8 protein-coding genes are annotated in these 12296 nt (G+C 62.5%); 1 reads left to right on the forward strand and 7 read right to left on the reverse strand.

Annotation, left to right across the window (positions count from 1 at the left end; all coding sequences use genetic code 11):
* Positions 1-11: 11 nt before the first annotated feature.
* From E4T63_RS09215 to E4T63_RS09245, 7 genes are all read right to left on the reverse strand, one after another.
* Positions 12-2723, reverse strand: coding sequence for a nitrate reductase (locus E4T63_RS09215; protein WP_135295303.1), 2712 nt, complete (start codon positions 2721-2723; stop codon positions 12-14).
* Positions 2723-3040, reverse strand: a complete 318-nt coding sequence (gene nirD / locus E4T63_RS09220; protein WP_027613287.1) for a nitrite reductase small subunit NirD — start codon at positions 3038-3040, stop codon at positions 2723-2725. The genes E4T63_RS09215 and nirD overlap by 1 nt, the downstream gene beginning before the upstream one ends.
* Positions 3037-5490, reverse strand: coding sequence for a nitrite reductase large subunit NirB (gene nirB, locus E4T63_RS09225; protein ID WP_103369346.1), 2454 nt, complete (start codon positions 5488-5490; stop codon positions 3037-3039). The genes nirD and nirB overlap by 4 nt, the downstream gene beginning before the upstream one ends.
* A 419-nt stretch (positions 5491-5909) precedes the next feature.
* Positions 5910-7580: a bifunctional protein-serine/threonine kinase/phosphatase gene (locus E4T63_RS09230; protein ID WP_135295304.1), complete on the reverse strand. Its 1671-nt coding sequence runs from the start codon at positions 7578-7580 to the stop codon at positions 5910-5912.
* Positions 7581-7587: 7 nt separating this feature from the next.
* Positions 7588-8799, reverse strand: coding sequence for a nitrate/nitrite transporter (locus tag E4T63_RS09235; protein WP_098967962.1), 1212 nt, complete (start codon positions 8797-8799; stop codon positions 7588-7590).
* 365 nt (positions 8800-9164) lie between these two features.
* Positions 9165-9740, reverse strand: coding sequence for an ANTAR domain-containing response regulator (locus E4T63_RS09240; RefSeq protein WP_135295305.1), 576 nt, complete (start codon positions 9738-9740; stop codon positions 9165-9167).
* A gap of 15 nt (positions 9741-9755) precedes the next feature.
* A complete protein-coding gene (locus E4T63_RS09245; protein ID WP_135295306.1) occupies positions 9756-10967 on the reverse strand; it encodes a CmpA/NrtA family ABC transporter substrate-binding protein in 1212 nt (403 codons plus the stop codon).
* A 223-nt stretch (positions 10968-11190) separates the two neighbouring features.
* On the opposite strand from E4T63_RS09245, the gene E4T63_RS09250 reads away from it, so the two are divergent.
* Positions 11191-12210 (forward strand): quinone-dependent dihydroorotate dehydrogenase, encoded by a 1020-nt coding sequence (locus E4T63_RS09250; RefSeq protein ID WP_123587775.1) that lies wholly within the window; start codon positions 11191-11193, stop codon positions 12208-12210.
* The last annotated feature ends 86 nt before the right edge of the window (positions 12211-12296 follow it).

Raw genomic sequence — 12296 nt, forward strand, 5'->3', positions numbered from 1 at the left:
TGTTTTCCTTATCAGCTGGATACCGGCTGCAGATCGGCCGCCAGCAATCGTTTGATTTCCGGGACGCACGAACCGCATTGCGTGCCGCATCCCAGTTGTCGTTTGAGGCCTTGCAGATCGAGACCCTGGCGAATCCCGGCACACACCGCGCTGTGGCTGACGTTTTGGCAGTTGCATAGGGTTTTTCCCGGATTGGCCTGCAAACCGGCACTGCCCGGCGGCGCACTCATCGGCGCCAGCAGCCAGCGTCGCAGTTGTTCATCGGCGCGGCCCTCCAGCCATAGCCCCTGCAGCCAATGCCGGGCCAGGGTTTCGCCGGCCAGGCGGATCGCGGTGATGCGGCCGTTTTCGATGCGTACCCGTTTGCCGATGGCGCGACGCGGGTCGTCGTAGGCCAGCACCGGCCCGTCGAGCAGCGCCAGACACTGATCGATATCGCGCAGCAGTTGCGGCTCCGGCGCCGTGACGCTGGCAGCGCGTATCAGCAGCGCGGGCCGTTCACGTCCGGCAAGGCTGAGGCTGACGTAGGAAAACGCCTCACACAGGGGTCGTAGTGTCTCGAAATGCCGTTGAACATCGCCCTCGATGAGTGCGAAGAGCTGCCATGGCAGATTCACCGGTTCCAGACGCACGCCGCTGTGCTTGAGTTCGGGCTGCTTCGACAGCGGGTCGAAGGCCGCCAGGGTCAGGCTGTTTACTCCGCCCTTGAGAAAGCGCTCGCCCCAGTGCATCGGCAAAAAGGCCTGGCCCGGACGTATGCCGTCATCGCTGCCGACAGCCACAATCACCGCACCGCGTCGACTCTTCAGATTGACCAGATCTCCCGGCTGCAAACGATGACGGCGCATTTCGTCCGGATGCAGGCTCAACAGCGCTTCGCTGACATGCCCGAACAATTGCGCAGCGGTGCCGGTGCGGCTCATGCCGTGCCATTGATCACGCAGACGGCCGGTGATCAGGGTCAGCGGAAACCGTGCATCGCGTTGTTCTTTGGCCGCGCGATAAGGATCGGCAACAAACTGCGCACGACCGTTGGCCGTGGGAAAAATCCCGTCGCCATACAAACGCGCGGTGCCTTGTCGGGCGCCGGTGGGGAAGGGCCACTGCTGTGGTCCCAGTTCATCGATCAATTGATGGCTGATGCCCGACAGGTCCAGATCGCGTCCACGGGTCAGTTGTTTGTATTCGTCGAACAACTGCGCCGGATGCTCGAAAGCAAACAGGCTTGGTTGTTGCGGACGCAGACGTTGCTCCAGCCGTTGTGCGAAATCCACGGTGATCGCCCAGTCCGGCCGCGCTTCACCGGGTGGGAGAATGGCCTGGCGCACGTGGGAAATGCGCCGTTCGGAGTTGGTCACCGAGCCTTCCTTTTCGCCCCAACTGGCAGCGGGTAACAACAGGTCGGCGAAGGCGGCGGTTTCGGTGGTGCGGAAGGCTTCTTGCAACACCACGAACGGGCAGGCCTGCAGCGCCTCGCGAACCGCGTGTTGATCGGGCATGGACTGTGCGGGGTTGGTGCAGGCAATCCACAGCGCCTTGATCTGGCCGCTGCGCATCCGCTCGAACAGCTCGATGGCGCTCAGTCCAATGTTTTCAGGCAGTTGATCGACGCCCCAATAGGCTGCCACTTCGGCGCGGTGTTCGGGGTTGGCTGCCTCCCGGTGACCGGGCAGCAAATTGGACAGGCTGCCGGTTTCCCGCCCGCCCATGGCATTTGGCTGACCGGTCAGCGAGAAAGGTCCTGCGCCTGGCCGGCCGATCTGCCCGGTGGCCAGGTGCAGATTGATCAGCGCGCTGTTTTTCGCGCTGCCAGCGGTGGACTGATTCAGGCCCATGCACCAAAGCGACAGGAAACTTGGCGCCGTGCCCACCCATTCCGCGCACTGCTGCAATTGCTCGACACTGATCCCGCACAGTTGCGCGACCATTTGCGGGGTGTAATCGCGCACCCGATTTTTCAGTTCAGGCAAACCGTCGGTGTGCGCCTTGATGAAGTCGCGGTCGATCCAGTCTTCCCACAGCAGCAGATGCAAAATCCCATGGAACAGAGCGACATCGGTGCCGGGCAAAATCGCCAGATGCAGGTCCGCCAACTCACAGGTGTCGGTGCGTCGGGGATCGATGACGATGACCTTCATCTGCGGTCGGCGCGATTTTGCCTCTTCAAGGCGTCGGAAAAGAACCGGGTGGGCGTAGGCCATGTTACTGCCGGCGATCATCACGCAATCGCTGAGCTCCAGATCTTCATAGCTGCACGGCGGCGCATCGGCGCCGAGGCTGCGCTTGTAACCGACCACCGCTGACGACATGCACAGTCGGGAATTGCTGTCGATGTTGTTGGTCCCGACCAGTGCTCGCGCCAATTTGTTGAAGGCGTAGTAGTCCTCGGTCAGCAACTGCCCGGAGATGTAAAACGCCACGCTGTCCGGGCCGTGTTCGGCGATGGTCTCGGCAAAGACCTGGGTCGCGTGATCCAGCGCCGTATTCCAGTCGCAACGGCTGCGGGCCAGGCCTTTGCCCAGACGCAGCTCCGGGTACAGCGCCCGGGCGGCCAGATCGCCGGTCAGGTGCAGGGTCGAGCCTTTGCTGCACAATTTGCCGAAGTTGGCCGGATGCGCCGGATCGCCGCTGACGCCGAGAATGCGCTCGCCGTCATGCTCGATCAGCACGCCGCAGCCGACGCCGCAGTAGCAGCAGGTCGAGGCGGTCGTCTGGCGGTTCATCAGACCGCATCCCGCAGTGCCAACTGCACGCGGCCGTTTTCGACCCGGGCCGGATGATGGTGCGCGCAGCCGATGTCCGGCGCCTGAGCCTCGCCGGTTTGCAGGTCGATCTGCCAGTTGTGCAGCGGGCAGGCCACGCGTTTACCGTAGATCAAACCTTGTGACAGCGGCCCGCCCTTGTGCGGGCAGCGATCGTCGAGGGCGAAAACTTCGTCGTCGCTTGTACGAAAAATCGCGATGTCACCTTTCGGCCCGGCAATGATCCGCGAACCGAGGGCATTGATCTCTTCCAGGGCACAGATATCGAGCCAGTTCATGCCGGCACCTCCAGGTTTTTCACGGGGATCACCTCGAATTCTTTCTTCAGTTGCGGCTGCGCCAGACGCTCTTTCCACGGGTCCTGTTCGAACGACAGGGAGAACTGCAGACGCTCGTTCAGGGCCTTGCGCCGCTCCGGGTCTTCAAGCACGGCTTGCTTGATGTGCTCCATGCCGACCCGTTGCAGGTAGTGCACGGTGCGTTCGAGGTAGAACGCTTCTTCGCGATACAGCTGCAGGAACGCACCGTTGTACTCGCGGACTTCCTCGGCGGTTTTCAGCTTGACGAAGAACTCGGCGACTTCGGTCTTGATCCCGCCGTTGCCGCCGATGTACATCTCCCAGCCGGAGTCGACACCGATGATTCCTACGTCCTTGATCCCCGCTTCCGAGCAGTTGCGTGGGCATCCGGAGACAGCGAGTTTCACTTTGTGCGGCGACCACATGTTGAACAGGTCGTGCTCAAGCTCGATACCCAACTGCGTCGAGTTCTGCGTGCCAAAGCGGCAGAACTCGCTGCCGACGCAGGTTTTCACGGTGCGGATGGATTTGCCGTAGGCGTGGCCGGAGGGCATGTCGAGGTCTTTCCAGACGCCCGGCAAGTCCTGCTTCTTGATCCCCAGCAGGTCGATGCGCTGACCGCCGGTGACCTTGACCATCGGTACGTTGTATTTGTCGGCCACGTCGGCGATGCGGCGCAGTTCCGAAGGGTTGGTCACGCCGCCCCACATCCGTGGCACCACCGAATAGGTGCCGTCCTTCTGAATGTTGGCGTGGGCGCGTTCGTTGATCAGGCGCGATTGCGGATCGTCCCTGGCTTCGCCGGGCCAGGTGGAAATCAGGTAATAGTTCAGCGCCGGCCGGCAGGTGGCACAGCCATTCGGGGTGCGCCAGTTGAGGTAGCTCATGGTGTCGGCGATGGTCAGCAGATGCTGTTCGCGGATCGCCTGGCGGATCTGCCCGTGGTTGAGGTCGCTGCAACCGCAGATGGCTTTTTCGCTTTTCGGTTTGACGTCCGCCGCGCCGCCGACGGTGTTGATCAGGATCTGCTCGACCAGCCCGGCGCAGGAGCCGCAGGAACTGGCAGCCTTGGTGTGCTTCTTCACGTCATCGACGCTGAACAGGCCGTGTTCCTGAATCGCCTTGACGATGGTGCCTTTGCACACGCCGTTGCAGCCGCAGACTTCGGCAGTGTCGGCCATGCTCATGGCTTTGTCCTGGCCCTGATGTCCTACGTCGCCGATAGAATTTTCACCAAACATCAGGTGATCGCGGATCTCGCCGATGGCGTGATTCTCACGAATCTGTCGGAAATACCAACCGCCATCTGCCGTATCGCCGTACAGACAGGCGCCGACCAGCACGTCATCCTTGATCACCAGTTTTTTGTACACGCCGCCGATCGGGTCGGAGAGGGTGATGGTTTCGGTGCCTTCGCCGCCCATGAAATCACCGGCGGAAAACAGGTCGATGCCGGTGACTTTCAATTTGGTCGAGGTCACCGAGCCCTGATAGCGGGCGAAACCCAGTTGTGCGAGGTGATTGGCGCAGACCTTGGCCTGTTCGAACAGCGGCGCCACCAGGCCATAGGCGATGCCACGATGGCTGGCGCATTCGCCGATGGCATAGATGCGCGGATCGTAGGTCTGCAGGGTGTCGTTGACCAGAATCCCGCGGTTGCAGGGGATGCCGGCGCGTTCCGCCAGTTCGGTATTGGGGCGGATGCCGGCGGCCATCACCACCAGATCGGCGGGGATGATCTCGCCGTTCTTGAACTGTACCGAGCCGACCCGGCCGTTGCCTGCGTCGTGCAGGGCTTGGGTCTGCTCGCACAGACGAAAGTGCAAGCCACGGGCTTCGAGCGCCGTTTGCAGCAGTTGGCCGCTGGTCTTGTCCAGCTGTCGCTCCAGCAGCCATTCGCCGATGTGCACCACGGTGACGTGCATGCCGCGCAGCATCAGGCCGTTGGCGGCTTCGAGGCCGAGCAGGCCGCCGCCGATGACCACCGCGTGCTTGTGGGTTTTGGCGGTGTCGATCATCGCCTGGGTGTCGGCGATGTCGCGGTAGCCGATCACACCCTGCAAGTCATTGCCCGGAATCGGCAGGATGAACGGCGTCGAGCCGGTGGCGATCAGCAGGCGATCATACTCAGCCTCGGTGCCGTCCTCGGCGATCACCCGGCGTTTGACCCGGTCGATCTGCACCACCTTGCGGTTGAGCAGCAACTTGATGTGGTTTTCCAGGTACCAGTCGAGGTCGTTGAGCACGATCTCTTCGAAGGTCTGTTCACCGGCCAGCACCGGCGACAGCAGGATGCGGTTGTAGTTGGTGTGCGGTTCGGCGCCGAAGACCGTGATGTCGTACAGCTCGTTGCTCAGCTTGAGCAGTTCTTCCAGGGTGCGAACCCCGGCCATGCCATTGCCGATCATCACCAGTTTGAGTTTTTTCATCAGGTTCTCCGGGGAGCGGTGGCTGGCCTCTTGTGGGCAGTCAGGCCGTGCTCGACAAATGTTGCGCAAACAAAAAAAGGCGTCCCGCTAGTTGCCTAGCGAGGACGCCTTTGTCCTGGTCCCGTTCTCTCGGGAAGCCCGGCCTTCGTCGTTGAAGGCTGGGCTTTATGTATGGTGAAACGGGTAATGCAGTGGTTGTGCCAAGTGTGGGGGTGGCGGGTTTATTGCGTTTAGTCAGCGTTTATCAAGGTTTTTTGCACCTTATCGAAGCGGGCTGCCCATTCGTGGAGCGTTCAAACAGAAGGATTTGTAGTGATTGGACGGACGCCTTCGCGAGCAAGCCCGCTCCCACAGTGGAACCGAGTCGTTCACAAATCCCCTGTGGGAGCGGGCTTGCTCGCGAAGGGCGCGACGCGGTATCAGCGGTGAAACAACACCACCAGCAGCACCAGATTCCCCAGCAAAGCCAGCAATGCTACCGTCCGCCAGACCGTCAACGGCTCACGCTCCAGCAAAGGCCTGGGTCGCACACTCAAACTGCGCCGCTCGCCTTTTTCCAGCACCAGCAACCATTCCTCAGCCGTTTCAAAGCGCTGTTGCGGATCCGCCGCCACGCCACGCTCCAGACTCTGCGCAATCCATTCCGGCACGTCCGGGCGGTAGCGACCGGCACTCACCGGTAGGCCAAATCGCGGCCGCTGGAAAGCTTCGACCTCGCCATAGGGGAAATGCCCGGTCAGCAGGAAAAACAGGGTCACGCCCACCGCGTACAGATCCTGTTGCGCACTCGGTGGCTCGCCGCGAAAGGCTTCCGGGGCGATGAAGCTGGGCGTTCCCGGCAGCGTTGACGGTGCGTCAGCGGACAGACCGGGGCAGTACGCCAGACCAAAATCCAGCAGGCGCAACTCTCCATCGTCACCCAGATGCAGGTTTTCCGGCTTGATGTCGCGGTGCAGAATCTGCCGCCGATGCAGCAGGCCTACCGCCCGCAGCAAGCGCTCGGCAATGTCCTGCCACTGCGCCAACGGCAACGGGTTGTTGTTTTGAAACAGCTGCGCCAAGGTCATCCCGGAATATTCGCGCATCACGTAGTACAAATGCTGACGCTGAGTGCCGGCATGGATTTCAGGAAAATGCCGCCCGGCGACACGCTTGAGGAACCATTCTTCCGACAGCAAGGCTTGCCCGGCCTGGGGATCATCGGCCAGCCGCGCCGGCAGGGTTTTCAACAACCAGCCCCGAGCTTGGCCATCCAGCACTCGATATAGTAGCGATTGCTGGCTCTGAGCGACAACGCCCTGCACCTGCCAGCCTTCGAACATCTGCCCGGTTTTCAGCGCTGGCGGTAGCGGCCATTGCTGTAAGTGAATCAGCGCATCGCCGATGTTCGCTTCGCCGAGCGCATCGACCCGTACCAGCAGCGCACTGGCATTATCCTGACTGCCGGCCAGATGCGCAGCGTTGACCAACGTGTGTGCGGCGCTATCGAGATCCGGCTGATCGCGCAGAATCGCCGCGATTGCGGTATCGCCCAGAGACGACCACACGCCATCGCTGAGCAGCACGAAACATTCGCCCTCGCGTAATTCACCGTCGAGAAAATCCAGCACCAGATGCTGATCCAGCCCCAGCGCGCGTTTGAGCACGTGCTGCATCCCCGGCTGCTCCCAGACATGATCCTGCGAAATCCGCTGCAAAGCGTCAGCCTGCCAGCGATAGACCCGGCAATCGCCGACGTGGGCCAGGGTGAAACGCCGACCGCGCAGAACCAGCGCGCTGACCGTGGTCAGCAACGGTTGCCCGCCGCCATTGGCCTGTAACCAGCGATTTTGCGCGAGCAGCAGGCGATCCAGCGCCTGCGCCACGCTCCAGGTTTGCGGCGTGGCGTAGTAGTCCAGCGCCAGTGCCTGCAGGGTCGAGCGTGCGGCCAAGCCGCCGTCGGCGCATTGGCTGACACCGTCGGCAATGGCGACCAGATAGCCTTTGCTGGCGGCCAGCGCCGGGGCGGGCGTCACCAGGCGCATTGCGTCCTGATTTTCCGCGCGCGGGCCGGTGGCGCTGGCCTGGGCAAAGCTCAGTTGCAGGGGCATGGAGGCTTCAGACCCGCGCAGCGGTCACTGCGGCCGAACCCCAGGTGGTTCTCCAGCGACGTTTGACCCCGTGCAGACCGAACCACGCCAACACGCCGAGGCTGGCGAACAACCACAGCGCCAGTTGATAGCTGCCGGTGCTTTGCTTGATCGCGCCCATGCCGGCCGCCAGGGCAAAGCCGCCAATACCACCGGCCATGCCGATCAGCCCGGTCATCACGCCGATCTCCAGGCGAAAACGTTGCGGCACCAACTGGAACACCGCGCCGTTGCCGGCACCGAGACCGAGCATGGTGCAGACGAACAGCGCCAGTGCGGCGTAGGAGCTGGGCAGGTTGAAACCGACAGCGGCGATGCAGATTGCCGCCACGGTGTACATCGCCAACAAGGTGCGGATGCCACCGAAGCGATCCGCCAACGCACCGCCGAGCGGACGCATCAGGCTGCCACCGAACACGCAGGCAGCGGTGTAGTAACCCGCCGTGACAGGACTCAGGCCGTATTGGTCGTTGAAGTAGCCGGGCAGGGCGCTGGCCAGGCCGATGAAGCCGCCGAAGGTCACGCTGTAGAAAAACATGAACCACCAACTGTCGCGGTCGCCAAGGGCCTTGAAGTAGTCGGCCATGGCTTTGGCCTTGGGCCGCTGCGGGGCGTTTTTTGCCAGCCAGGCGAACAGCACCAGCGTCAGGATCAACGGAATCAGGGCGAAACCGAACACGTTGCTCCAGCCGAACGCCGCAGCCAGCACCGGGGCGATCAGCGCGGCGAACACGGTGCCGGAGTTACCGGCCCCGGCGATGCCCATCGCCTTACCCTGATGCTGCGGTGGATACCACTGCGAAGCCAGCGGCAGGGCCACGGCAAACGAAGCACCGGCCATGCCGAGGAACAGTCCCAGAATCAGCGCCTGTTCATAACTGTGGATGCCGAGTTTCCAGGCGCCAAACAGCGCGCAGATCACGATCACCTGACCGATCAGGCCAGCGGTTTTCGGCGACAGACGATCGGCCAGCATGCCCATCACAAAGCGCAGCACCGCGCCGGCGAGAATCGGTGTCGCCACCACCAGACCACGTTGTTGTGTGGTCAAGTGCAGGTTGGCGGCGATCTGCACCGCCAACGGGCCGAGCAGGTACCAGACCATGAAGCTCAGGTCGAAATACAGGAACGCTGCGAACAGGGTCGGGGTGTGGCCGGATTTCCAGAAGCTTGAATTCATCGCGCACCTCAGCTGAAAAGAATCTCGAAAGGAGTCACAGCAGGTGGCGCGCCGCCACGGCCGCACCACCGGCCCCGGGCTGTGGGGCCAAAACGCAAAAACGCCGCTACCTGGTTCGCCGATGTGGGCGAGCGGGGTGAGCGACGTCTTTGTCGTGGGTGGGGCAACCGCCGTTGGTTACCTGTGCGGAATACTTAGCGAGATTTGTGCCAATAAGTGAAATGGCGTCGCGGCCTTCGCGAGCAAGCCCGCTCCCACAGGGAATGCATTTCAAAGTGGAACCCCGACCTGCTTCACAGGAGATTGCGTTCCAAATGTGGGAGCGGGCTTGCTCGCGAAGGGGCCGGGAAAGCCAGCGCAGGCCTTCAGCCCAGCAACTCACTCATGTCAATGATCTGCTCCGCCACCTGAATCAGCTTCTGCTGGCGACTCATAGCCTGTCGGCGCATCAGGGTGTAGGCCTCTTCCTCGTTGCAGTCCTTCATTTTCATCAGCAGCCCTTTGGCCAGTTCGATGCGTTTGCGCTCGGCCAATTGCTGGTCGCGGGCCAGCAGTTGCGCGCGCAAGGCCTGATCGCTTTCGAAACGCGCCATGGCCACATCGAGAATCGGCTGCAGGCGCTGGGCGTGGATGCCCTCGACGATGTAGGCACTGACCCCGGATTTGATCGCCTGGCGCATCACCCCCGGGTCATGTTCGTCGGTGAACATCACGATCGGCCGGGGCTGGTCGCGGCTGACCAGCACCACTTGCTCCATGACATCGCGGCTCGGTGACTCGGTATCGATCAGGATCACGTCCGGGCGCACTGTTTCGACGCGGGCCGGCAGGTCGATGGTCAGACCGGACTCATCGATGACCTCGAAACCGGCCTCGGTCAGCGCGGCCTTCAGGCGCCCGACTTTTTTCGCGGTGTCGTTGATCAGCAGAATGCGCAGCATGTTGGCGGTCTCCTGTCAGCGGCGGGCGAGAAGGGCAGCGCTGTCGCTCAGAGCGTGCAGCTTGAAACTGCGGGCGTAACCAGCCGGATCGCTGCCGTCCCAGACTTTGCCATCGAGCAACTGGCTGCTGCGCATCTCCTTGCCCCAGGCCGCTACACCGACGGCGGTGGCCGCTTCGCGATAGATATCCAATTGCTGAACCTGGCGGGCCACTGCGAGGTAGTCGGGATCCTCGCGCAACAGGCCCCAGCGGCGGAATTGGGTCATGAACCACATGCCGTCGGACAGGTACGGCAGATTCACCTCGCCGTTGCCGTGAAAGCGCAAGGCGTGCGGGTCCTGCCAGCGATTGCCGAGGCCATCGGCGTAATCACCGAGAAAACGCGGCTCGATGCAGGACAGCGGAGCGTTGAGATACTCCGGGGCGCTCAGCAACTGCGCGGTGCTGCGACGGTTTTCCGGGTTTTGCTCGATGAAACGGCTGGCCTCGAGGATCGCCATCACCAGCGCCCGTGCGGTGTTGGGATAATGCTCGACGAACGCGCGGGTGCAACCGAGGACTTTTTCCGGGTGGTCAGGCCAGATGCTCTGGCTGGTAGCGAGGGTGAACCCCAGATCCTGCTGCACGGCGGCGGCCGCCCACGGTTCACCGACGCAGAAGCCATCGATGCGCCCGGCTTGCAGGTGAGCGACCATTTGCGGCGGCGGCACCACCACGCTGTCGACGTCCTGCAACGGATGAATGCCCTGACTCGCCAGCCAGTAATACAGCCACATCGCATGGGTGCCGGTGGGAAAGGTCTGGGCGAAGGTCAGTTTTGCGCGGGTTTGGTGCGCGTGCCGATCCAGCGCTTCAGGACTGGTCACGCCCAGTTGCTGCAAACCGTGAGACAGGTTGAGGCTCTGGCCGTTCTGGTTCAGGCCCATCAGCACCGCCATGTCGCTCGGCGCCACGCCACCGATGCCCAGGTGCACCGCGTAAATCAGCCCGTACAGGCTGTGGGCCACATCCAGTTCGCCGCTGACCAGTTTGTCGCGCAAGGTCGCCCAGGACGCCTGGCGCTTGAGGTTGATCGTCAGGCCGTAGGGCTGGGCAAAGCCCTGTGTTGCGGCCACGACCACCGAGGCGCAATCGCTCAGGGCCATGAAACCGAGGTTGATCGCGCTTTTTTCCGGGGCATCACTGCCGTTGACCCAGGCCAACGGCCCGACGGACGAATCACTCATATAAAGCCACCCTCAAAAAAAACGCCGTCCCAGGCTTTGCCCAGGCAAAACCTCCGAACGACGCCATTGTCCGTGCCCCCACGCCGCCATTGGCCTTTGGGCTGATACCCCTGAAAGTGCAAGGCATATGCCAGTCAGGCTGATTTACCTGTGTGCCTCGCGCCGGGGGACGTTGCCCGGCTATAATCGCCGCCTCTTTTCGCCGCCCGAGTCATCGCCGCCCATGTACACCCTGGCCCGTCAGCTGTTGTTCAAACTTTCCCCGGAAACCTCCCACGATCTGTCGCTGGATCTGATCGGCGCGGGTGGGCGTTTGGGCCTCAACGGCATGCTGTGCAAGAAGCCGGCGAATGTGCCGGTGACGGTCATGGGCCTGGACTTCCCGAACCCGGTGGGTCTGGCGGCCGGTCTGGACAAGAACGGCGCGGCCATCGACGGTTTCTCGCAACTGGGTTTCGGTTTTGTCGAAATCGGCACCGTGACCCCGCGTCCGCAGCCGGGCAACCCGAAACCACGAATCTTCCGTCTGCCGGAAGCCGAGGCGATCATCAATCGCATGGGCTTCAACAACCTCGGTGTGGATAACCTGCTGGCGCGGGTCGCTGCAGCCAAATACAAGGGCGTGCTGGGGATCAACATCGGCAAGAACTTCGACACCCCGGTCGAGCGCGCGGTGGATGACTACCTGATCTGCCTGGACAAGGTGTATGCCCACGCCAGCTATGTCACGGTCAACGTCAGCTCGCCGAACACCCCGGGCCTGCGCAGTCTGCAGTTCGGTGATTCGCTCAAGCAGTTGCTGGCGGATCTGGCCACGCGCCGCGCCGAACTGGCCCTGCGCCACGGCAAGCACGTACCGCTGGCGATCAAGATCGCTCCGGACATGACCGACGAAGAAACGGCGCAGGTGGCTCAGGCACTGATCGAAACCGGAATGGACGCAGTGATCGCCACCAACACCACCCTGAGTCGCGTTGGCGTCGAAGGCATGGAGCATGGTGACGAGGCGGGTGGTCTGTCCGGCGCTCCGGTGCGTGACAAGAGTACGCATACCGTGAAGGTGTTGGCGGCTGAGCTGGGTGGTCGGTTGCCGATCATCGCGGCGGGTGGCATCACTGAGGGCAAGCATGCGGCGCAGAAGATCACCGCGGGTGCGAGCCTGGTGCAGATTTACTCGGGCTTCATCTATAAGGGCCCGGCGCTGATTCGTGAATCGGTAGACGCGATCGCCGCGCTGCGCTGAGGTTTTCTGAGGGCTCTGTGGCGAGGGGATTTATCCCCGATCGGCTGCGCAGCAGTCGTAAAATTTGCTTCCGCCGTTCGCCTGGC

The sequence above is a fragment of the Pseudomonas fluorescens genome, from assembly GCF_004683905.1.
Classification (GTDB): domain Bacteria; phylum Pseudomonadota; class Gammaproteobacteria; order Pseudomonadales; family Pseudomonadaceae; genus Aquipseudomonas; species Aquipseudomonas putida_A.